This is a genomic window from Cellvibrio sp. ATLC23, assembly GCF_057196725.1.
The window spans coordinates 671,979-695,273 of sequence record NZ_JBXUOS010000001.1 but is presented as its reverse complement, the minus strand read 5'-3'; the positions used below and the strand labels follow the sequence as shown (position 1 = coordinate 695,273).

Sequence of the window (23,295 nt, the reverse complement as noted above, 5' to 3'; positions counted from 1 at the left end):
ATCAAAAATTTGCTCGCTCAGCAGCCAACAAAATGGTTTCGCCTCTGGGACTGGAAACGCTGACGGTAATGAGCTTTATGGTATTACCCGCATCAGTGGTGACTGATACTGAACGGGTATAACCAGGATAGGGAGTGTCACTCCAATTGCGGTAATCATCCACATCATTCATATTTGTGTCGGGAGTATCATCACAAGAAGAGCAAGCTGGAACACCGCCTGTTGGCGTGCTTTCGGAATATTTCAGTGAGAGTATTTCATCCAATAGTGACTGCGCAGCCTCCAAGGCTTTCACGCGAACAATGGGATCAATGTTATTGATAGTAGCTTGACGATAAACACCCACTAACGCCAGCAGTGCAATACTGACCACCACAATAAACACAATCATTTCAATCAGGCTAACGCCCAATATTGGAATGCGATTTGCGAGCAATCTATTGCGCATATGCATAACCACTCGCTTCAACTTGAATCGTTGCAGTTACCCCACTGCTATTACCTGAACCGGTTAACACTATTTGTGTTTTATTTGTACGCCCTAACTTATCGTAACTCAAGGTCAATACCGGCAAACTGACTCCAACTGGCACTTTTAGAGGGTAAAAATCAGTACTGACTTTAATTGGAGTATTGTTCTCATTAACACTGATGGTGCTAGAGGTAAGCACCAACGTAACATTACTGCGCATCATGGCTTGCTGCTGCGCAAAAAACAAAGCCGCGATGAGATCATCGCGGCCTGATTGCACTGGCGCTGTACCTGCTGAATCTATGCGAGCAATAACAACAACCGATATAACACCTACCAGAATCATTACAGTAACTAATTCAATTAATGTAAAACCCTGCGCTGTTTTTTTCATGGAGTCTCATACGACATTTACAAACTAAGGTGTGACGCCATAAGCAGTAAAGTTACCTGTTTTACCTTTAAAAGTAACCGTGCATGTAAGTGAGGCCCCTTCTGCGATAGCCGTTGCCGGTGTAATTACATAATCTGTAGAGGGTAAACCCCCATCAAGGGCATTTTTAACATCATCGCATTTAGCAACAGTAGTTAAAGCAGAGGTTGTAGTAAGCCCCGCATCCTTAGCAATATTATTCGCATGGTTAAGTGCTGCCGCACTACCCAAGGCACCCGCAACACCGTTAACGGTAGCTTCTTCGGCCGCGTCTGAAAGATCCACAAATTTCGGCAGCGCCGTAGCCGCTAAAATCCCGAGAATAACGATTACCGCAATTAATTCAATCAAGGTAAAACCAGATTGTTGTTTCATAAGTAAAGCTCCGTACAAGTAGAAAAATGAAGTGAACTATGAATAGCGAGCTCGATACCGCCGAGCCTTTTAAGATATACCTCCTTGAATTCACAAATACTTTCGAATTTGCGAACAAAAACACTCTCGGTTAAAACAAAATATAGCTAAAACCATCAAAAATGCCAGTTTCCAGACTAATTAATAATGATCTTTTCGTTATTCACTGGAGTAAAAAGTAATTTGCCATCCAACATATAATAATCAAAATAAGCAGTGCCATCAGTGAATCCATAGCGACAGTTATTAGCCTGTGCAAATACCCGGTACTCATTGCGGCTCTCACTATCCGCACCTTTGGTTATGGGAGCCGGGTTTTGCAAAAGCAATTGCCACAACTGGAAGCAATCCTCATCGGTTGGTTGATAATCAGCAACCACCGGACCAACCAAGGATACCGGCCAGCCTTGCGAAGAAAAATAAACCAATGTGCCTGCAAGTTTAAGTGGCTCCGCTTTACTCTTTTTGTTAACCACATTCTCTAACAAATATTGGACACGGGCGTTAACTGCCCCGGTCATAAAGTGATGCGATATAATTTCCAAGCGCAAAATTCGTGCATCTTTAGCCATTAAGGAATAACGCCCGAGTGCAGCAAGCGCAATAATCGCGATAACGATCACCACGACAAAAAACTCGAATCGCCCATTGTGATAAGTTTGAATCAAACAAGCCTCACTTTTGAATGTTGTACATATCCCACATGGGCAGGAAGATACCCAAGGCAATCACCGTGACAAAACCTGCCATAATTACAATCATAATCGGCTCGATTCTATCGCTCAGTTGTTTTACATCGTATTCCACTTCGCTTTCATAAAAAGCCGCAACTTCTGCCAACAGCGTATCTACTTGACCGCTTTCCTCTCCCACTGAAATCATTTGCAGTACCAAAGGGGTAAACATGCCGCTGACCAAATGCGTTTGAAATAACCCCTCACCACGCTCCACCCCTGCGCGAATACCGCGAATTTTGTCGCCAAGGTAAGGGTTATCTACCGCACGGGCGCTCAACTCCAGCGCATTAGAAAGGGGCAAGCCAGCATTGAGCATTAGACCAAATGAGCGGGCATAGCGCGCAAGAGATGCGCGCTCGATAATGTCACCCACCACAATCAGCCGCAGTTTTTTACGCCCCCATACCCGGCTGCCCTCTGGTGTATTTACGTAGTGATAAGTCCAGGCAACCAGTACCGTTACAGCAGCCAAAAGATACAGCCAGTAATTGACAAAAAAATCAGATACTCCGATCAGTATGCGTGTTGGCAACGGCAACTGCGCACCAAACTTGGCAAACATGCCCGCGAATGCAGGAATTACCTTTACATTGATAATTACAATCGCAATAGAAATTGCAATCAGTACAAATGAAGGATAACGCAACGCAGTTTTGATGCTTTTCATGGTCGCCAAATCGCGCTCCATATATTCACTCAGCTGCTTGAACACCAAATCCAAACGTCCTGAGTTTTCCCCCACACTGACCAAACTGACAAATAAATTATGAAATATTTTCGGGTGCGCACGCATTGCCGTAGACAACTCCACCCCCGCTTCCAATCGTTCAACAATATCATTCAACGCCTGCTGAAACGCATAATTTCGCAGCGACGCCGATAATCCACGCAAGCCTTTCACCAACGGAATACCGGCGCGGGTAATGGTATGCATTTGACGGCAGAACATAATCAGTTCAACTGTTTCCACCCGCCCGCGATTTGTCGCGCGCGCGAATTTTTCAGACAAACTCAGCTGTTCAATAAATTCTTTAATTTCAACCGGTGTTACACCGCGCCCCAATAACTGATTGACAGCGGCATCCTGACTGGATGCATCCACTTGCCCGGTTATCAAACGGCCTTCCACATTGCGGCCTTTGAATTCGTAAATTGCCATAGTTATTTATTACCCGACATTTTAGATGTCATCAATTTGTGCGGATATACTCATCACTTCTTCAAGTGTAGTTGTACCTTCTATTGCATAACCCAATGCCGCTTCGCTCAGCGTGACAAAATTAGGAACAGCGTAAGCCGCACGAGTAAATCCATTAATATCATTCACCCGCAAGGCTTCGGCCATTTCCAGATTTAATTCCAACATTTCAAAAATACCAATGCGCCCACGATAACCGGTGTTATGACAATGAGGACAACCTGTACCCTGCTTAAATGTAGCACCGCTAAAATCACGGCCTTTACCAATGGTTGCCAATAACTGCCGCTCATTGGCATTAGGCGTGTAAGGTTGAACACAGCTAGTACAGATACGCCGCACCAATCGCTGTGCAACGATTGCTTTTAGTGCTGTCGCCACTAAGTAGCCATCTACACCTATATCCATTAAACGCAGTGCAGAGGTAACCGCATCGTTGGTGTGCAAGGTTGATAACACCATATGGCCGGTCATGGATGCACGCAGCGCAATTTCTGCCGATTCCGCGTCGCGAATCTCACCAACCAATAAAATATCCGGATCCTGACGCAGTGTTGCGCGCAATACACTGGCAAAATTCAAACCGATTTTTTCATGCAGCTGCACTTGGCTAATCCGCGGCAGACGATATTCGACGGGATCTTCAACGGTGATGATTTTTTTCTCGGGTTTATTTAACTCTGACAAAGCGCCATAAAGCGTGGTCGTCTTACCGCTACCTGTAGGGCCGGTTACCAATACCAATCCATGCGGGCGTGTGATGGCTTTGCGAAAACGATCAATCAAATAATCTGGCATGCCCACGTTACTTAAGGGGCGAACGCCATCTGTTTGATCAAGCAGACGCATTACCACTGACTCACCAAATTGCACTGGCATAGTCGAAATACGCACATCGATATTGTGATGTTTCACTTTTAAATTAAAGCGGCCATCTTGCGGCAAACGTTTCTCTGAAATATCCATACCTGACATAAGTTTCAAACGAACCACCAAAGCAGAGGCAATACGTTTTTCATTCATCACCTGCTCTAACAACACGCCATCGATACGATTGCGGATGCGCAGCACTTTTTCATCGGGCTCGATATGAATATCCGAGGCTTTAGTATTGATCGCCTCTTCAAATATTTTCTGCAGTAGTTTGACTACCGGTGCTTCGCTGTCTGTGGCATCAACAGCAAAATCAGCCAAATCCAACGCAGACTCTTGCAGCTCTTCATCAAGCTCACCGGCAAGCGTGGCGATTTCACTAGCGCGGGTATACGCGATATCCAGAATATCCAGCAGCTCTGATTCACGCACCACCGCCGGTTTAAGATTCTTTTGCAAAATACGCTGCAATTCATCCAAACAGAAAATATCCGTCGGGTCAGCCATACCCAGCAGAAGACCATCAAAATCTTCGCGCAGCAGCATTACACGGTAACGACGCGCACTGGTTTCCGGTAATTGCTGTACCAAATCGCGATCAAAACGAAATTGTTTTAATTCCACAAATGGAATATCCAATTGCGCCGACAACAAACTCAATAGCGCATTTTCTTCAACGTAACCAAGTTCCACCAAGGTGGCACCCAGCTTTCGCCCAGTGAGTTTTTGCTCTTGCAAAGCGTGTTGCAACTGGGTTTCCGAAATCATATTTTTCTCGACCAGTAAATCGCCGATCCGAATACGTTTTTGCGAAAAATTGTTAGTCATAACTGTTTAACCAACTATTAGTGTTAATGATGTAGCAATAAAAATTATTGCTGCAGCGCAGCAATTCGCTGCTGAACATAGGTACGTACTTGCGGCTGCAAGTCGGCATATTGGTTTACCCGCTGATAAGCTTGCGCAGCCACCTGTGGTTGGTTAAGGGCATCCTGTGCCAGTGCAAACCCCAACCAATAAGCGGGCTTATCACCAAACACGCTGAGCAAGCGGCGATAATGATTAGCCGCCTCCAGATTCATTCCTGTGCGCTGATACAAGCCAGCCAGTAACGCACGGTAATTTTCATCCTGCTCCGCCTCTTGCATATGTGTTTCCAAAAGCTGAATAGCCTGTGCATCCTGTTGTTGAATAACAGCTATTTTTGCCTCATAAAAAATTCGCTCAACTACCGGCAAATAATCCGCTTGCAACAAGAGTGACTGCATCGCTTCAGTGCGCTCTTGCGTCGCAAAAATATCCAGCAATGCTTTTACCGATTCACGTGGCTGTATGGCGGCTGTAATAAAATGCCGCAGTTTTTCTATCGCAATATCCACCTGCCCTTGCGCGATTAATTGATTCGCCTGTTGCACTTGCTGCTGATCTTGCCACTTGGCATTGGGTGTAATTGACAACGCTGGTTCGCCCTGCACCATTTCACGCCCTACCACTGACGCGACAAATGGTTCTTGAATACTGACAGACGTTAAATTTTCTTCCGTTGATTCTACAGGCGCGTGTTCGGCTTGCAGCTCTCGCTCAACCACTTGCAGATCTGCATTGGCATTTTGGGTTTGAGGTTCGTTTGTCGCTACGACAATTTCATCGCTAGCCGGTTGAATATTTGCATTGGCAACCACAGTTGATAATTGTGTAATCGCAGATTCCAGCGCAGCAATTCGCTCACCTAATTCCGGCGCCGAAACTGCAGGTGCAACAATAATTCGCTCAACTTCACTCGGTTCATCTAGTGCAACGGATTTACTCTTCACTTGAACTTGCTCAGCAACGGGTAATGTATTCAACGGTTCATCCGCAGCTTCTTGCGTAGCTGGCTTCAGTTTCCAAAACACAAGAATGGCTAATACTAGAAAAAATATAATCAAACTAGGCAGTAGCGTGCGCGGCAAAGGCTTTGCTGCACTGGAGTTATAAAATAATTCGCGTTGCTCTTCCGCCTGGAAATCAACGCTCGATTGCGGCGCAACCGAAACTGGATCCGTTATTTTTTGTTGGTGGGAGAGATCCCTCAGCATGTCGTTAAGCAAACTCATGAGGTGCTCCCCAACAAACCCGGGGCCAAAACAATAATCGCTGCTGCACTAGCGGCCAACATAGGCCACAACCAATAATCGCGCCGCGCTAACCAACGCCCCAATGATTTACTCTCAGCAGTATCGCTGATTGCGCGCACCATATGGTTGCGATTAACACGTTTGGCCGCCTGCCCATAAGCTGCAAGCATTGCCTTGTGCGCCATCACATTAATCAAACGCGGCACACCACCGGATGCTTTATACAACAAATTTATTGCAGAATATGAGAATAAAGAGGCGCCGCGGTAACCCGCAGAGCTCAATCGATAGGCTAGGTAATCCGCCAGATTTTTTTTGGGAATTGTCTGTAAATACTCGGCAAAAACAATGCGCTGCTTAAGTTGGCGCAAGTCCGGGCGATCCAACAACTCATCCAGCTCTGGCTGCCCAAACAAAACAACCTGCAGCAATTTGCTTTTCTCAGTTTCAAGATTAGTCAACAACCGCAGCGCTTCGATAGTTTCACGCGGCATGGCTTGCGCCTCATCCACAATCAGTACAACCTGCCGCTTTTGTTGGGCAAGCTCAACCAAACGTAAATTGATATCTTTTAACAGCTGGTAGGAGGGAATTTCAGGCGAGTAAGAAATGCCGATTTCCTCGGCCAAAAACCATTTGAGCTCATCGGGAGTCAAATAGGGATTAGGGATATAGGCAGTGATAAAATTATCGCCGAGGCTTGCCAATAATTTTCGACTCAGCAGAGTTTTACCGGTGCCAACCTCCCCCACAATTTTAATAAACCCTTCGCTGTGGCGCAGAGCCAGCACGAGTGTACTCAACACTTCACGGTGACTCTGGCTATTAAAATAAAACTGGGTGTCCGGTGTTAACGAAAACGGATGCTCCTGTAATCCAAAATGTTGACGATACATGGAAAGCCTCTCAGGCAAACACTCTGTGCATTTGCTATTTATTTCTACTTACTAAACCTTTTTACTGCTTACGATAGGCATCACCAATACTCTGCATACTATTCTGTGCGTCATTCAGTTGCGCATCCCAGGTTTTATCATCAACAACAATTGGGCGCAGCAAAATCACTAGTTCTGTTTTTGATTTACGTTTATTTTTGGTACGAAATAATGCATTTACGCCAGGAATATCACCGAGCAACGGGCGTTTTCCATCGACATTATTAGTCGACTCAGTCATCAGGCCACCAAGCACAATAACCTGCCCGTTGGCCGCTTTCACAATACTATCTGACTCGCGTACACCGCGTAGCGCCAGAGGCAATGCAAACTCCTGATCGCCCACTGTAAATACTTTTTGCTGATCGGTTACTTCACTCACCACAGGATGGATATGCAGAATCACCTCGCCTGTCTCAGAGATTTGGGGTGTTACATCAAGTGATATGCCACTAAAAAAAGAGGAGAGTTCGATATTAGGCGTGTTGGTTGTGGTGGCTGCATTGGATGTCTGATTGCTGGAAATACCGGTTACAAAATACTCATCGGAGCCTACACGTATAACAGCTTTTTGATTATTTACTGTAGAAACACGCGGACTAGAAAGCACTTGCACGCTACCTTGGGTTTCCAATAGCGATAACAATTTTGTTATATCGGTAACTTGTATTAAACCAGCTACTGTGCCACCGATACGCTCGCGCCCATCGGTTGAGATAACTTCTCTTGTTCCGTCTGGATTAGTGAAAATTCGTGTAATAGTCAGATCTCTAAACTCATCTACGGATGAAGTGCCATCGGTATTTAGAGCAAAGCCATCCTGAAGGTTTTTTGCAGCCGATATTTGTCCGCTAATCGCGCCCCAATTTACACCCGCTTCAAACCCTTCACTTAGACGAACTTCTAAAATCTTTGCCTCCAAAATAACCTGCCGTTTAATACTTAATTCCGAGCGCTCAAGGAAGGTGCGCACAGCACTTAATTCATTTGGCATAGCCTTCACAACTACCATTCCGGCTTGTGGCGTAATCATAACCGAGCGGCTTTCTGTTTCACCGCCGATAATAGAAACCAGCGTTTTTTCCAGCGAAGCCCAAAAATCAGTCCGGTTTAATGTTTGTACGCGGGAACCCGGGGTTAATGCTGAACCGGAGCCACCGCTGCTTTCGCCTTGTCTTGCACTTTCAATCATGCCCAGCAAATTTGCAGTATCACTACCGCCACTATTCCCCCCACCGGAATTTGAATTGGAATTCGAATTATTACCGGATGCTTGCGCCCGACCAATCATCACACTTGTATCTGAAACACCTACGCGCTGCACATCCAAATAATTAATCTGAAATACTTCAGTGCGCATAGCATTGGCGTAAATAGTGTAAATGCCACGCTCTTTTTTAAATTCGTAACCATAAATATCGCGAGTAACACGCAGCACATCATCAACCGTGACATTTTTCAAATCGAGCGTCACACTGCCGTGCACATCCGGATGTACCACCACATTGACGCCAGTACCATTTACCAGCCCAAGAAAGAAATCTTTAGCAGCCACATTGCGCACGGAGACGTCAAAACGTTCATAGCTGTTTTTCACCGCACCATTTGTTCGTAACGCTTGATTATCGAGCAGTGCTTTATTCACTTCTGGCGGCACAACTTTGGCCGCGGCTTTTTGTTCACGCTGCTGTTCAACTACTTGATCCATTGCGTTTTCAGTTACTAACCGTTTGTCACTATTATTGGTTGAACATGCATTAAGCATAAATACAGCTAATGCAACGCAGGAAAGCTTTTTAGGGTTGGTGAACATTGTCACTGCCTCAAATATTTTTTGATCGATTAATGTCTTTTTATAATGCTGGGTGATAAACGCAGCGTCCGGGTTTTTTCGGCCTGCAGCAACACAACTCCCTGCGCCGAAATGCGCTGTACTCTTACATTAGCTGACCCAGGGATTAGCTGCCCTTCGTGTAACGTATTACCATTAATGATGGCGAGTTTTCGCTGCGGACTAATTAAAATAGAATTTAGCGTAAATTGTTGCACCGCATTACCAGAAGTATTAACGGCGACATGCCCTAACGGCGTTGTTGGGTCTCGCACATCAGATGTATTAGCCTCAGCCCCCACTTCGCTACTGAGCAGTGCTGCACTCAAACAAATTGCAATAATTTTATACACCTAGCAGCCCCTCCTCTGAACTCAGAGTGAATACCCGGATATCGATCTCTGCGTTGGGATATTGTTTTACTGTGTAATCAAGTGACTCCCAATAAAACTTCCATTGCAGCGCCTCTATTTCGGTCATCAATTGGATTAACTGCGCATAGTTTCCGGCAACACGAATCAGCACCCCATGCTTATAAACGCCAGTACCACTTGCATGTATTTTACCTTCATCCTTTGCATCGCTTACTCCAGACGCTAACTGCAATTCTGAAGCCGCTAACGTGCGCACCTGCAACAGTTTCACACTGGCGGTGCGTAATAACACCTCTTCCAATACCTTAGGTAGCTGTTCAGCACTGATCAATCCTTGCGACAAGCCTGACAGCTTAGTTTCCACCACATCAATATCAGTATTGAGCTTGCGAATTTCGTTATGTTTTGCGATAGCCGGATCACTCGCCATTGCCATCGCAAGAGAGTTGATTTGTGTTTCGAGTGAGCGCTGCTCACTGGCAATATTATCGGCCTCCGCTTGCAAGGCTTTGCGATCGCGATCAAAGTTTGCCTGCACCAGAAAATTCCACAACAGAAATACCACGGCGAGCAGCGTAATAAAAATCAATATCCGCTCGCGCAAGATGCGGCTATCAATTTTTTCAAATAGATCTTTTATTGCTGGAGGCATTAAGGTGTACCTCGTGCTTTTTCATTTAGTTCCAACAACATCTGCACTGCAGTTTTTTCTTTCAACTGCATATTTTTGGTTGCGTTTTGTTTGGCGAGCGAAAACTCAAATAACCCCGGATTACTTTTTACCGGTTCAATATTGAGCACACCAAAGGCCGCCTGAGCAAACACAGCTTCACTGCGCAAACGCTGTATATATAAAGGAATTTGATCTGCTGCACGTGTTTTACCGGCAAACTCAGCGTAGTTGCCACCCGACTGGAGTGAAAACACTGAAAGACTTACCGTATCCAAAGATTGCCGCCCCAAGGCTTGCAGATGTGCGGAAAAGCCTGTGTTATTGCCCAAGTCCTTATTGGCGATTATCGAAAATATTTGTTTGCGTCGATCCAGTTCTTGCATTAGCTGTACAATTTGCTGATCAAGCTCGACGAGATTATTGCGCGGGCGCTGTTGCTCCAATTGCACAATACGCGCTTTAAGCTCTTCTACTTGCGCGCGGCTTTGCTCCAAGGCTAATTCGCGCTCACGATTGGAATTTGCACTATAAGCGCTAACAATCACCAACAATAAAACGAATAGACCCAAACCCCATAGCATTTGCACGCTGCGCAGGGGCTCGCGATTGGGCTGAAACTCCGGCAAATATAAATTGATCTGTTGCATATTAGCCTTGCTCCACTTGATCTTGGCGCAGCGCGGCACCTATCGCATGTAACGCGAGCGAGCAAATATGTTCGGGAATTCCATCAGCAATCTGTAAGCCACTGGTGAGATCGAGCAAGTTTATGGTTACCGCAAGGGCATTGCGAATACTGGGCGTTAATTTATCGGCCGTCACATTTTCCCCACAGAGATAAATGTGGCTCGGTGGAACCTGACGCATTTGTCGCTCAAAATAATCCAGCGAGCGCTGCAACTCCAACACCAATGCCTCGCCGGGCAAATCATCGAGCAAGCCAGCGTTATAAGAGAGCGAAAACTGACGGGATAAATACAAATTACCATCGCGAATAATTTGCAAACTGCCGCCACCTTGCTGAAGTTTCACAATCGCCACACCGCGTTTTGTATCGCAGCAGTCTTCGGCCAAATTACGCAGTACCAATTCAGGAATATCGATCTTGTTTAATTTCAAGCCAGTCGCGCTAATCGCCGCTACTGCCGCCTCTATATTTTTGCGTTGAGCGGCCACAGCATAGGACATACGGCTGGTACCACGGGCACTGTCTTCCGGCAGAAAGAAAGCATCGACAACAGCTTCAGCAATCGGAAACTGCACCAGATCTTTTATCCGCCAACGCAATGCTTCCGCCAATTCTTCTGCGGGCACCTTGGGTGCTTCGCCCAAAATTAATTGATAGCTACCCGGACTCATCACCAAATTACAAGGCACGCCCAGCAAACCCAGCTTGGTTAACCGGGCACGCAGAAGATCGGCTAATTCAACACCGGTTTCAGCAGGGATAAAATCGCAGTTCACTAGACAAGGTTGTTGTGTGGCAGGGCGGCGGATATGTGCAAAAGCCACGCCTGTGGTGCTAAAGTCCACACCCACAACCTGATTATGGCCATTTGCACCACGCAAAACGCTGGCTACTTTTTTCACAAGCTGCTTCAAATCGGGGCTCTCACCTATCGGGTTTACAATGGTTGCACTATCAACTTTTAACTAAACGGAAAAGATTGTGCAGGACAGCTAATAACTCTTGCTTATAATTGACCGTGGAAACATAACCTTTAACTAAGAACATAGACCATAAAGGTAAAAAACGCCAAATGCTGCACATAGTTCTTTTTGAGCCGGAAATTCCACCCAACACGGGAAACATCATCCGGCTCGCCGCCAATACCGGCTGCCAACTTCATTTAATTGAACCGCTGGGCTTTAAATTGGATGAAAAAAGCGTAAACCGCGCTGGAATGGACTATCGGGAAATGCAGGACGTACAACTGCATAAAAACTGGGAAGCATTTTTGGCCGATGAAAAACCCACGCGAATATTTGCTCTCAGCACCAAAGGCACCCGCTGCCACAGCGATGCGCAATTCCAATCCGGTGATTATTTATTGTTCGGGCCGGAAACACGTGGGCTACCGGTAGACATCCGCGAATCGCTGCCCGCCGAGCAAGTTCTACGCATCCCGATGGCCGCTAATAGTAGAAGCATGAATTTATCCAACGCGGTGGCGGTGATGGTTTATGAAGCTTGGCGCCAATTGGGGTATGCTGGCGCGCTTTAGTAACAGGCAGGCAAATGCCGCTATAAATGAAGAGATTGAGTAATGAGCAAAATCCAGATTTTTATTGGCAGTGTCTATGGCGGTGCCGAGCAAGTAGGCGAAATTCTGAGCGAAGAACTGGGCAAACTCGGCCACGAAGTCAGTTTGAATACTTACGCACGCGCAGAGGATCTGGCGCGCGACCCGGATGAAATCATCCTTTTGTGCCATTCCAATACCGGTTCAGGCGAATTGCCCGATAATATCCAACCGCTGTATTTGCATCTCACCCGCGATTTTCCACGTATTGCCGGGCGCCGCTACGGCGTGGTCAATCTCGGCGATAGCTGTTACACCACGTTTAACGAAGCTGGGCGCTTGCTGGATGCAGCCTTTGAAGATCTGGGTGCACAGCGTATTGGCGAGCCATTAGTGCTGGACGCTAGCAGTGGTGACGATGCAGCGACACTAGCGCGCGAGTGGGTGCAGGATTGGGCAAAGCTGCTGTAACTAATCTATGTGTATTAACTGAGTTGATGCCCGTCATTAGCGATGTGATGAAACGTAAGTGATCGATATGAGTGAAACCACAACCATAGGCCTGTTTTACGGCACGTCTACCTGCTACACCGAAATGGCGGGTGAAAAAATCCGCAACTCACTGCACGCACTGATCGGCGAAGAGCGCGTGGATGTTTTTAATATCGCCGACACCCCGATTATTCAAACCCAATTTTACGATTATTTAATTTTTGGCATTCCCACCTGGGATTACGGCGAGCTGCAAGAAGACTGGGAAGATATTTGGGACGAATTGGATACACTTGATTTCAGCGGCAAAAAAGTTGCCATTTATGGTTTGGGTGATCAGGTTGGCTACCCCGAATGGTTTTTGGATGCGATGGGTTATTTGCATAGCAAACTCGTGCATCGCGGTGCAACTCCCTGCGGTTACTGGCCGCGCGCGGGTTATGTGTTTGAAGCATCCAAAGCACTCACGCCCGATGAGCAATATTTTGTTGGCCTCGCATTAGACGACGAAACCGAATTTCAATTGAGCGATGCGCGCATCCAGCAGTGGTGCACACAAATTGTGGAAGAGTTTGGTTTGTGAGTGATTCATCCAGCATCGGCCACGCCCAATTACAGTGGGATGAAGATGGTCAGCCAGTATCCAGCGTATTTGGCGATGTGTATTTTTCCCGCGCCAATGGGCTAGAAGAAACGCGCCACGTTTTTTTGCAGCACAATCAATTAAGCGAGCGCTGGCAGCAACTTACAGCTGGCGAATACTTCACCATTGCCGAAACCGGTTTTGGTTCTGGATTAAATTTTTTAGCCGCTTGGCAATTGTGGTTGAACACCGCGCCTGCCAGCGCACAATTGCATTTTGTCAGCGTGGAAAAATTTCCGCTGACCAAACCGGATTTACAGCGCGCCTTGGCACTCTGGCCCGAGCTGGATGAATTTATCGCACAACTGCTCGCCGCCTATCCCACCTTTGTCGGCACCGGCTTTCATCGCCTGAGTTTTATGGATGGTCGCATCAAACTAACGTTGATTATTAATGACGCCGCCACTGGTTTTGCCCAATTACTCGCCACCACCCACCCCGCTTTTGCCAGCCAGTGCGCCAAAATTGATGCCTGGTTTTTAGATGGTTTTGCGCCATCAAAAAATCCGCAAATGTGGAGCGATGCATTATTTACCGCGATTCGCCAACTCAGTCAAACAGGTACAACCGCCGCAACTTTTAGTGCGGCAGGCATTGTTAAACAAGGTTTGAAACTGGCGGGATTCAACATCCAAAAAGTGCCGGGTTTTGGGCGCAAGCGCGAAATGATAAAAGCCTGCATGGAACAAGCGCCAGCGATTGATTACCAAGATTCACTGCAACCGCGCAGCTACTCACCCTACCCTGTGCCCTGGACGATCAATACAAATACTGTCGCTGAAAAAAAACATGCATTGGTTATTGGCGGAGGATTAGCGGGCTGCACTAGCGCGCGCGCCTTGGCCGAACGCGGCTGGAAAATTACTTTGGTGGAGCGCCATGCAGCACTTGCACAAGAAGCATCGGGCAACCCGCAAGGTGTGCTCTACGCAAAGCTATCACCCAAAAGTGAAGCGCAGGCAGAATTTAATTTGCATGCGTTGCAGTTTGCACAACAGTTTTATCGATCACGATGGAATGATATAGGCGAGCAATGTGGCGTGCTGCAACTGGCGCACTGCGAATCGGAACAACAGCTGCATCAGCAATTGCACGAAAAATTTTCAGCCGCCGATGAACTGGTGCAATTTGTCGATGCTGCGCAAGCAACAGCGATTGCTGGGGTAACACTTCCGCAAAGTGCATTGTATTTTCCCAACGCCGGTTGGATTAATCCGCGCAAACTCTGCGAAACCCTCACCAATCACCCCGCCATAAAAATTATTACTGAACGCGCCGCACTGGTATTGGAACAACGGAGTGAACATTGGCAAATTAATAACAACCCCGAACTCAGCGCACCGATAGTGATTATTGCCAATGCCAACGATGCTAAAGCGTTTGCGCTAACGCAGCACTTGCCAATCAAATCGATTCGCGGGCAAATAACCTATCTTCCGCAAACAAATGCAAGCAGCCCACTCAAAACAGTCGTTTGCAGCGAAGGTTATATCGGCCCCGCCACAAACGGCGAACACTGCACCGGCGCGACCTTCAATTTAAAAGACGATACCCGCGAGCTGCGCGCAGAAGATCATCACACCAATTTGGAAAACCTGCGTTCGCCGCTGCCAGATTTATTGAATGAATGGCGCGATTTGACGCTTGAAAATTTACTAGGGCGCGTAGCCTTTCGCTGCACCCTGCCCGACTATTTGCCGCTGATAGGAGCAGTACCTGATGAACAGGCCATGCTGGAGGACTTTGCCCCTCTGCGCAAAAATGCGCGCGCCGCAATCCATAAAACTGGGCGTTACCACTCAGGTTTGTTTATCAACATCGGCCACGGCTCACGTGGTTTGGCTTACACGCCCTTATGTGCAGAATTATTAGCAGCGCAGATCAATCAGGAAACATTGCCGCTGCCACGAGAACTCGCCAACGCGTTAAATCCGGGGCGTTTTTTAATTCGCGACCTCATCAAGAACAAACGCTAAGGGAAAACCCTGTCTATACTCTTTAGCATTCCCTAAAGAGAGGTAACCTTATGCTGACCAACCGCACCTATGTTTTGGACGATGACGTCGATTTTTTGCACAATTACTATGAGCGACTGGTGGTACAGGAAGTGCACGACCAAAGCGAGCGAGTCCAGCAGGGCGACCGGGATTTTCTCGCAGATGTGGCCTGCGTAGCCTTGAATCGCCTGCCGCCTCGCTACATTCGCCACGATGTCGACATGACGTTTTTTATGTCACCGCAGGACATGATGGAAATTGAACGCAAAGTTGAGCAGGCAGTGACAGAAGCATTGAACTACGTGGAAAGCCGCGAGCGCGGTGAAAATCCTAAATTGCCCGCCGTAGAGGTCTCGTTAATCTCTACCCGTGCGGACAAACCCGCAAAAGCCGGCAGCAAAAACGCGGGAGAGGACGTAAAACCGGCCAAAGCTGCTCCGAAAGCGAAGGCCAGCAAGAAAAAGTCATGACTCGATCTTGGGCGATAAGAACCAACTTCGGTTTTTATCGCCCTTAGTCAACCCCTATTTCACTGATCCTACTACCGCATCCCCCGAGATGATCTGTGACCCACTGCCGCAAGCGATCACGGTGCGCATGGCAGTTTCTACATTAATGTGCGGCAATAGATCCACGCATTCAGCTGACAAATGATAAACAAATCCCGAAGTAGGAATAGGCGCGGTAGGCACATAAACGGTGACGTCACCATTACTGTGTTTAGCGGTCACAATCGCCGTTACCGACACTCCGGCAGCGCGACCCATCAAATACGCGCGACACACCTCGCCTTTTAACAGCGAGGTATTCCCCTCGCCACCCAATAACTGGGACACGATTTCGCGAATCGTTTTATAGCCGGGCGCCAAACGGGTTAGCCATGCATCAATTTGGTCGTGAACCCATTCACCCACACTGGTTTTAATAAACAAACCAATCAAAAAACAAGCGCTGAGCAATAACAAAACGCCCAGCACATCGGCCATAAAATTGGTAAATGCCGTCTGTTCCACTAACCAAACACTGAGCGGCTCAATCAGTGAACTCACTATCCCCAACAACCATTCAACCAACCACATAAAAATCGCTATTGGCAGGATTACCATAAATCCACCGATCAGGGTAATGCTGACAAACGAACGCAAACGCTTCATGATGAGAGCCTTTCAAATAAAGATGGAATTCCGAGTGAGACAAACACTTTGCGCACTATTGTGCACTAGCTTATTGTTTATAGCGAACCTTGCCCCAGCGATCGCAGCCGAATCAATCGCCTATGAATTGATCTCCGAGCGCACGCACAAACCCACTCTTTTTACCCAGGGCCTGTTGGTGGATGGCGATCATTTTTATGAAAGCAGCGGCCTCTATAACCAATCCCTGCTGGTCAGTTACCCTATCGCAGAACCCGCCAGCACATGGGCAAAAATATCGGCGCCTTTTACTAAAAAACAAACCATTCCCGGACGCTATTTTGCTGAAGGGCTGGCACTTCTGGGCGACAAACTTTATCTGCTCACCTGGCAAGAGCAAACTCTATTGATTTACGATAAAACCACACTCAATTACGAAAAGAGCATTACCTACAAAGGAGAAGGCTGGGGCTTGACCGAAGATGGCAAACAACTTATCCGCAGCGATGGCAGCGATGCATTGTACTTTCACAACCCGGACGATTTCACCATCACCAAAACACTAAAGGTAACTGACGCGGGCAAGCCCATTTCGCAACTGAATGAATTGGAGTTTGCGGGGGGATTTATCTGGGCCAATATTTGGTATCAGGATCGCATTATAAAAATTGATCCAGTCACTGGAAATGTAATGGGCGAAATGGATCTATCTGGGCTGAAACAAACACTGCAACTCAACAACAGCGAGAAGGTATTAAACGGCATTGCGTGGGATGAAAAACAACAAGCATTTTGGATTACCGGAAAGCTCTGGCCGAAAATGTTTTTGATTCGAATTTCGCAGTAAAAAAAGCCCCGCACCAGGCGGGGCAATATCAATTCATTAATAACTCCTATTGGCAAACACTTCCTGTCACCGCTGGAATAGTTGCAGCGCCAGCGCCTTTACTTCCCTGAAAACCAAACTCAATGGTTTGACCTGGCTGGATAGTTGAATTCCAGCTCAAATTATTTGCAGCATAGGGATTAGAGCCAGACAGCGAAGCATTCCAAAGATTAGTCACTTTTGAACCATCGCTATACTGCCAATTTACATTCCAACCATTGATTGGCTGTGAGCCATTATTTTTAATGCGGATTGCGGCTGTAAAACCATTATTCCATTGGCTGTTAATCACATAACTGCAGTTACCTACCGCTATCGCACTGGAAGAGCTGCGCGAGGAACTGGAAACACTGGAGGGTCTAGACGAACTTGATGAAACAACCGAAGGTACAGATGAACTGGACGGAATGATCGATGAGCTTGATGATCTAATTATCGAGGAGCTTGAACCTATACAATTGTCTGAATTCGTATGATTACGAACAATCGACGTGCTAGTCACCCCACCTCTACCATCACTTACCGTTAACTTGATGGTGTAAGAATGCGGCGGCTGCATATAAAAACGCACAGAAGGTTCAGTCGATGTGATCGAGCTTCCGTAACCACTGATATCCCATTGATAAGTCAGTGGATCCCCATCCGGATCAAAAGAACCGGAAGCAGTTACATTGCCGTACCAGGATCCGCAACGCACAGTTTCAAAGTTGTAGGTAATGGCGGCTACAGGAGGTTGATTGACAGGCACTGAACTGCTGCTGGAACTGCTGCTTGAACTCTTGATAAAAATACTCGCCGGTTTTGCGGTTGCCTTAATACCATTTGCGCCATTAAATAGTGTGTTACCCCAAGTAGTCAGGCTGTTTGGATTCCAATTAGCCACCAAATCTAATGCTGGATTTTTATTTCCACTCCAGCTCCAACCAAAATAACCGGCACCATATTGCTCTGCGTATTGCATCACCGACTCTTTAGGCAAATCATAAACAACAGCAGGACGTGGTGCATTGTTATGCGGATGATAATACGGGGCAGGACCAAAACCGCCCACAACCAACGGGGCGCCAATTTGCGTAAACTTGGCGATATAGTCACGCGCTTTCGCCGGATCTGTGTAGGCATCGAACATATCAATGGAATAAATAACACTGCTATTCAAATAGCTACCCGATGCGATATTTGATTGCGCAAATTGCAGCATGCCATTATCAGTATCCTGCCCCCATTTGTTCCCATCAATCATCACCATAAATCCTGTAGGCAACGCACTTCTTAGCTCTCCCAAATAAGTATTCATACGCACTTGATATTCTTGGCTAGGAATGCTCATGTCAAATATTTGATTACTGAAACCAATGATAATATGCGACTGCGCACCATTCAGCGCGTCGCGCATATCAGAAATGCCCCAGTAGTTAGCAATGGCCGAAGGACTTTCCGAACCAGGGCCTTGGGTATAACCACTGGCATCGTTTGCCTCTAACACGCAAACCAGTTTGCTATCTTTACAGGTCTTGATGATCTCGCGCAGCTGCAATATTGCCTCACGCGGGAACTCACCAGACACCCATACAGGTTTAATAGCAAACTCAATCTGCGCAGAATTTGCCCCCAATGCAGCAACATCTTTTATCGCTTGGATTGTTTTCTCTGGCGCCAAGGTGTGATCAATTGTCACGCCGCGAAATACAAAAGGATTGCCCTGAGGATCTAACAATTTACCGCTCTGAACACTCCAGAATAATGGCGCAGCAGGCGGCTGAGCCAACACAGGCGCAGCCAGAAGACCGAGACTTGTAACGGCTAAGGCCTTTTTCAATTGGAATATCTTACTACATGAAAAATTTTTCATAACATTTCCTTTTAACCAGTATGGATAAGACAGAATTTTTTGAACGCCATTTAAAAACTGCACAAACTTGATGTGATTGATGTCAAGCACGCAGCAGGATCTTTGGCGGGAGGTTCTCTCACCTTCGAATCAAAATACTATTGATACTGGATCGGACGTCGAACAATTATTATTAGAATAAAAATACTTACTAGCTCAGTCGAATTTTTTATTATTGTTATGCAGCATGCATGGATAATCACCAGGACGCAATTACTTTAAAAGCCACTCCCCCGAAAAAATTGCGAAGTGGCCTGCAATTTTTGCGGAGAATCGAGTTAAATTTTGCCTATGGAAAAGAATTTATGCTGCTAAGTAGAAACCGGTTTAGATTTCAACATCTCAGCCAAACCTGCCCCTACTAAAGCGGCGCCACCCTGTGCCCAACCGCCATCAACCGGAATAACAGCACCACTGATATAGCTGGCAAAATCAGACGCTAAAAACAAACAAGCATTGGCAATATCATCAGTGGAACCCATGCGTTGCAACGGAACTGATTTTGTTACTGCAGCACGAATTGCTTCATTAGGCGCCAAACGTTTCATGCCTTCGGTATTATCAATCGGGCCGGGAATAATAGAGTTAATACGAATACCCTCTGCACCCCATTCCAAACACAGAGTGCGGGTAATCATATCCACCCCCGCTTTAGCAGCGCATACATGGCTTTGCCCCGCCATGGGAACTTCTGCTTGTGGTGCCGATATATTGATAATCGATGCGCCCGGTTTTTGCAGATGAGGATAAACCGCCTGCATCACATGAAAAGTACCGAGCAAATCGATTTCGATCACCGAGCGAAATCCGTTGGGTGACATACCCATCGCTAGTGCGGGAAAATTTCCCGCCGCGCCCGACACAACCACATCCAGTTTTCCCCATGCAGCCGCAATCTCGGCCACACCATTTTTGACCGCCTCTACTTCGCGGACGTCAGCGGCAAAACCGCGAGCATCCGCAGCACCGCAATTTTTTAAGGATGCAATAGTGTCGTCCACCTTGTCCTGTGTGCGGCTCACCACAGCAACACGCGCGCCAGCTTTCGCAAAGGTTTCTGCAATACCGCGATTGATGCCACTGGTACCACCCACGACAAGCACATTTTTATTTTTGAAATCAAACGGAGTATTCATAAGATTTTCTCAGGGTATTTTTATTAAAAGCGGGAAAAATCCGGTGCACGCTTTTCAAAAAAAGCAGTCACTGATTCTTTGCATTCATCGGATGCCAAGCCCGCCGCGAAACCGGCATATTCCGTACTTAGTGAGGAATCCACGGCTAGGCTGGTCGCCGCACGCAACAAGGCTTTGGTGCGGCGTACGGCGCCCGGCGGCTGCAAGGCAAGGCGGGCGATTTTGGCGCGCGCAAACTCCGTTAACTCCACTTCGGGAACAGCTTGAGAAACCAAACCTAATGCTGCTGCTTCGGCGCCAGAAAAAGATTCACCCAATAAAAACAACTCCGCTGCTTTTTGTTGACCCACTAAACGCGGCACCAAATAACTGCTGGCATACTCCGGACACAAGCCCAAATTGACAAACGGCAGTTGCAGGCGCGCATCGTTTGCGGCGTAGACCAAATCGCAATGCAGCAACATGGTCGTACCAATCCCCACAGCGTGGCCACGCACCACTGCAACAACGGGCTTGCTGCAATAACGCAAAGCATCCATAAAGCGCACCACCGGATGCTTCTCATGAATCTCCGGTTCATTCATAAAATCCATCAGATCATTGCCACTAGTAAAAAATTCATCGGTGCCCGTTAATACCACCACGCGCACCTCGTTATCGCCATCGGCGGCTTTAATCAAATCGGCCAAGGCGCCATACATGGCAAGGGTCAGGGCATTCTTTCGTTCAGGACGATTAAAGCTCAGAGTGAGGACACGGTTTTCAAGCTGGGTGAGAATCTGGGGAATAGGGCTAGTTATCATTATCGGTTCCTTCATAGGGGTCGTTAATGGAAATTGGAACAAGCTGGATAAAAGAGTCGTATGAGTATAGACAAACTCACCCAGTATGCGCAGCGAGGCCGCACAAACCTATAAAAGATGGCATCGCCCACCCTCGGCGGGTACAATTCCAGCCCTTATTTCTTCAGCCTTTAGCGATTCCCTTACTTTATGAATATCCGCGAATTACTTAATCAGAAAGTCCTGTCTGCCATGGCCGCTGTAGGCGTTCCCGCTGGCTTACCCGCATTAATTGCCCCAGGTAAAAAAGCTGGTTTTGGCGATTATCAAGCCAACTGCGCCATGGGCGCGGCTAAAGCCATGAGCACTAACCCGCGCGAACTGGCCGGTAAAATTGTCGCCGCACTGAAGTTGGATGGCATTGCAGAAAAGCTGGAAATCGCCGGCCCCGGCTTTATCAATATCGACCTCAACCCCGAGTGGCTGGGCGAACAAATCGCCAAGGCTCAAACCGATGCACGCCTGCAGGTTGAGCAGGTCGCCGAACCACAGAATGTAGTGATCGACTATTCCGGCCCCAACCTCGCCAAAGAAATGCACGTGGGCCATTTGCGCTCCACCATTATCGGTGACGCCCTCGCCCGCCTGCTGGAGTTCCAGGGCCACAATGTCATTCGCCAAAACCATGTGGGCGACTGGGGCACACAATTCGGCATGTTGATTGCCGAGCTGGAAGAACAATTGGGAGCCAAGGGCGATGAAGCCATGGCACTCAAAGATTTGGAAGTGTTTTACCAACAAGCCAAAAAACACTTTGACGATGACGAAACCTTCGCCAATAAGGCGCGCGACTATGTAGTGCGTTTGCAATCCGGCGATGCACAGATGTTAAAACTCTGGGAGCAGTTTAAAACCATCTCCCTGCATCACAGCACCGAAATTTATCAGCAGCTCAACGTCACCCTAAAAGATAGCGATGTGCGCGGTGAAAGCTTTTACAACAATGATCTCGCACCTGTTGTAAAAGAACTACAAGAACAAGGTTTGGCCGTTGAGAGCGACGGAGCGCAAGTTGTATTTCTGCAAGAACTCGCCGATAAAGAAGGCAATCCATCGCCGATGCTAATTCAAAAACAAGGCGGAGGATTTTTGTACGCCACCACTGATTTGGCGGCACTGCGTTACCGCATAAAAACGCTTAACGCTAATCGCATTATGTATTTTATTGATGCGCGTCAGTCATTGCATATGCAGCAAGTATTTACGCTCTCACGCAAAGCAAAATTTGTGGACGAATCAGTGAGCCTTGAACACTTGGCCTTCGGCACAATGATGGGCAGTGACGGAAAACCCTTTAAAACCCGCACCGGCGGCACAGTAAAACTCGCCGAGTTGTTGACTGAAGCCGTTGAACGCGCAACTGCTTTGGTAAGCGAAAAAAATTCCGAACTTAGCGCCGGCGAAGTTGCAGAAATTGGCCGCAAGGTCGGCATAGGCTCAGTAAAGTACGCCGATTTGTGTAAAACGCGCACCAACGATTACGTATTTAGCTGGGAATCCATGCTCAGTTTTGAAGGTAATACTGCGCCCTATTTGCAATACGCCTTTACCCGCGTACAAAGTATTTTCCGCAAAGCCGGTGTTACACCTGAATCGATCACTAGCGCGATTTTAATTGGCACCGAACAAGAAAAAACCCTCGCGATCAAACTGCTACAATTCAGTGAAGTATTAGATCAAGTCGCACGGGAAGCCATGCCTCATTTTCTCTGTACTTATTTATATGAAATCGCCAGTTTATACATGACCTTCTACGAAGCCTGCCCCATCCTTAAAGATGGTGTCGCACCAGAATTGCGCGACAGCCGTTTACGCTTGTGTCATTTGGTGGCAAAAACCATTGCACAAGGGTTGGATTTGTTGGGTATTGAAGTAATGGAGAAAATGTAATAAATAAGTATTTATCTAGCTAGACATCCCAAAGCGCATTCGGAAATTTTTTTTGCCCACCTTATTTTAAAGTAAAGTGGGCAAA

24 protein-coding genes are annotated in these 23,295 nt (G+C 47.1%); 7 read left to right on the top strand and 17 right to left on the bottom strand.

Translation table 11 applies throughout. The annotated features are described in order from the left end of the window. Position 1: 1 nt before the first annotated feature. From AC2CG4_RS02860 to pilM, 13 genes are all read right to left on the bottom strand, one after another. Complete coding sequence (locus AC2CG4_RS02860; protein ID WP_484484819.1) at positions 2-448, bottom strand: type IV pilus modification PilV family protein; 447 nt, start codon at positions 446-448, stop codon at positions 2-4. Further along, complete coding sequence (locus AC2CG4_RS02855) at positions 438-866, bottom strand: prepilin-type N-terminal cleavage/methylation domain-containing protein (RefSeq protein WP_484484818.1); 429 nt, start codon at positions 864-866, stop codon at positions 438-440. The genes AC2CG4_RS02860 and AC2CG4_RS02855 overlap by 11 nt, the downstream gene beginning before the upstream one ends. Positions 867-890: 24 nt before the next feature. After that, a complete protein-coding gene (locus AC2CG4_RS02850) occupies positions 891-1,280 on the bottom strand; it encodes a type II secretion system protein (protein ID WP_484484817.1) in 390 nt (129 codons plus the stop codon). A gap of 176 nt (positions 1,281-1,456) precedes the next feature. Then, positions 1,457-1,987, bottom strand: a complete 531-nt coding sequence (locus tag AC2CG4_RS02845; RefSeq protein ID WP_484484816.1) for a hypothetical protein — start codon at positions 1,985-1,987, stop codon at positions 1,457-1,459. A 7-nt stretch (positions 1,988-1,994) separates the two neighbouring features. Beyond that, positions 1,995-3,215, bottom strand: a complete 1,221-nt coding sequence (locus AC2CG4_RS02840) for a type II secretion system F family protein (protein ID WP_484484815.1) — start codon at positions 3,213-3,215, stop codon at positions 1,995-1,997. Between the two features lie 21 nt (positions 3,216-3,236). After that, entirely contained in the window at positions 3,237-4,955 is a 1,719-nt protein-coding gene (locus AC2CG4_RS02835; RefSeq protein ID WP_484484814.1) for a GspE/PulE family protein, read from the bottom strand. Between the two features lie 44 nt (positions 4,956-4,999). Continuing rightward, positions 5,000-6,223 (bottom strand): hypothetical protein, encoded by a 1,224-nt coding sequence (locus AC2CG4_RS02830; RefSeq protein WP_484484813.1) that lies wholly within the window; start codon positions 6,221-6,223, stop codon positions 5,000-5,002. Next, positions 6,220-7,140, bottom strand: coding sequence for an ExeA family protein (locus AC2CG4_RS02825; RefSeq protein WP_484484812.1), 921 nt, complete (start codon positions 7,138-7,140; stop codon positions 6,220-6,222). The genes AC2CG4_RS02830 and AC2CG4_RS02825 overlap by 4 nt, the downstream gene beginning before the upstream one ends. Positions 7,141-7,201: 61 nt before the next feature. Then, a complete protein-coding gene (gene mshL, locus AC2CG4_RS02820; protein ID WP_484484811.1) occupies positions 7,202-8,992 on the bottom strand; it encodes a pilus (MSHA type) biogenesis protein MshL in 1,791 nt (596 codons plus the stop codon). A 29-nt stretch (positions 8,993-9,021) separates the two neighbouring features. Further along, positions 9,022-9,363 (bottom strand): hypothetical protein, encoded by a 342-nt coding sequence (locus AC2CG4_RS02815; RefSeq protein WP_484484810.1) that lies wholly within the window; start codon positions 9,361-9,363, stop codon positions 9,022-9,024. Further along, on the bottom strand, positions 9,356-10,036 hold the full coding sequence (locus AC2CG4_RS02810) for an MSHA biogenesis protein MshJ (RefSeq protein ID WP_484484809.1): 681 nt from the start codon (positions 10,034-10,036) through the stop codon (positions 9,356-9,358). Before AC2CG4_RS02810 ends, AC2CG4_RS02815 begins: the two co-directional genes overlap by 8 nt. Beyond that, positions 10,036-10,704, bottom strand: a complete 669-nt coding sequence (locus tag AC2CG4_RS02805) for an MSHA biogenesis protein MshI (RefSeq protein WP_484484808.1) — start codon at positions 10,702-10,704, stop codon at positions 10,036-10,038. Before AC2CG4_RS02805 ends, AC2CG4_RS02810 begins: the two co-directional genes overlap by 1 nt. Before the next feature lies 1 nt (position 10,705). Next, positions 10,706-11,647 carry a type IV pilus biogenesis protein PilM gene (gene pilM / locus AC2CG4_RS02800; RefSeq protein ID WP_484484807.1) on the bottom strand — a complete coding sequence of 314 codons (942 nt, stop codon included), beginning with the start codon at positions 11,645-11,647 and terminating at the stop codon, positions 10,706-10,708. 170 nt (positions 11,648-11,817) lie between these two features. Here pilM and trmL point away from each other — a divergent pair, with 170 nt between their 5' ends. The 5 genes from trmL to AC2CG4_RS02775 all read left to right on the top strand — a co-directional run bounded on the left by trmL (position 11,818) and on the right by AC2CG4_RS02775 (position 15,902). Continuing rightward, the gene (gene trmL / locus AC2CG4_RS02795; protein WP_484484806.1) at positions 11,818-12,282 is read left to right on the top strand and encodes a tRNA (uridine(34)/cytosine(34)/5-carboxymethylaminomethyluridine(34)-2'-O)-methyltransferase TrmL; all 465 of its coding nucleotides are present in this window, start codon (positions 11,818-11,820) and stop codon (positions 12,280-12,282) included. Between the two features lie 42 nt (positions 12,283-12,324). After that, positions 12,325-12,771, top strand: coding sequence for a flavodoxin domain-containing protein (locus AC2CG4_RS02790; protein ID WP_484484805.1), 447 nt, complete (start codon positions 12,325-12,327; stop codon positions 12,769-12,771). A 67-nt stretch (positions 12,772-12,838) separates the two neighbouring features. Next, on the top strand, positions 12,839-13,375 hold the full coding sequence (gene fldB / locus AC2CG4_RS02785; RefSeq protein WP_484484804.1) for a flavodoxin FldB: 537 nt from the start codon (positions 12,839-12,841) through the stop codon (positions 13,373-13,375). Then, on the top strand, positions 13,372-15,411 hold the full coding sequence (gene mnmC, locus AC2CG4_RS02780) for a bifunctional tRNA (5-methylaminomethyl-2-thiouridine)(34)-methyltransferase MnmC2/FAD-dependent 5-carboxymethylaminomethyl-2-thiouridine(34) oxidoreductase MnmC1 (RefSeq protein ID WP_484484803.1): 2,040 nt from the start codon (positions 13,372-13,374) through the stop codon (positions 15,409-15,411). The genes fldB and mnmC overlap by 4 nt, the downstream gene beginning before the upstream one ends. Before the next feature lie 50 nt (positions 15,412-15,461). After that, on the top strand, positions 15,462-15,902 hold the full coding sequence (locus tag AC2CG4_RS02775; RefSeq protein ID WP_484484802.1) for a late competence development ComFB family protein: 441 nt from the start codon (positions 15,462-15,464) through the stop codon (positions 15,900-15,902). Between the two features lie 54 nt (positions 15,903-15,956). Here AC2CG4_RS02775 and AC2CG4_RS02770 read toward each other — a convergent pair whose 3' ends face one another. Further along, complete coding sequence (locus AC2CG4_RS02770; protein WP_484484801.1) at positions 15,957-16,586, bottom strand: DUF502 domain-containing protein; 630 nt, start codon at positions 16,584-16,586, stop codon at positions 15,957-15,959. Between the two features lie 34 nt (positions 16,587-16,620). On the opposite strand from AC2CG4_RS02770, the gene AC2CG4_RS02765 reads away from it, so the two are divergent. Next, positions 16,621-17,412, top strand: a complete 792-nt coding sequence (locus tag AC2CG4_RS02765) for a glutaminyl-peptide cyclotransferase (RefSeq protein ID WP_484484800.1) — start codon at positions 16,621-16,623, stop codon at positions 17,410-17,412. A 46-nt stretch (positions 17,413-17,458) separates the two neighbouring features. On the opposite strand, the gene AC2CG4_RS02760 is transcribed toward AC2CG4_RS02765, so the two are convergent. The 3 genes from AC2CG4_RS02760 to AC2CG4_RS02750 all read right to left on the bottom strand — a co-directional run bounded on the left by AC2CG4_RS02760 (position 17,459) and on the right by AC2CG4_RS02750 (position 21,281). Further along, a complete protein-coding gene (locus AC2CG4_RS02760) occupies positions 17,459-19,303 on the bottom strand; it encodes a cellulose binding domain-containing protein (RefSeq protein ID WP_484484799.1) in 1,845 nt (614 codons plus the stop codon). 350 nt (positions 19,304-19,653) lie between these two features. Continuing rightward, the gene (locus tag AC2CG4_RS02755) at positions 19,654-20,478 is read right to left on the bottom strand and encodes an SDR family oxidoreductase (protein ID WP_484484798.1); all 825 of its coding nucleotides are present in this window, start codon (positions 20,476-20,478) and stop codon (positions 19,654-19,656) included. A gap of 23 nt (positions 20,479-20,501) precedes the next feature. Continuing rightward, entirely contained in the window at positions 20,502-21,281 is a 780-nt protein-coding gene (locus tag AC2CG4_RS02750; protein WP_484484797.1) for an enoyl-CoA hydratase, read from the bottom strand. Between the two features lie 189 nt (positions 21,282-21,470). Here AC2CG4_RS02750 and argS point away from each other — a divergent pair, with 189 nt between their 5' ends. Further along, positions 21,471-23,210, top strand: a complete 1,740-nt coding sequence (argS, locus tag AC2CG4_RS02745; RefSeq protein WP_484484796.1) for an arginine--tRNA ligase — start codon at positions 21,471-21,473, stop codon at positions 23,208-23,210. Positions 23,211-23,295 lie beyond the last annotated feature (85 nt).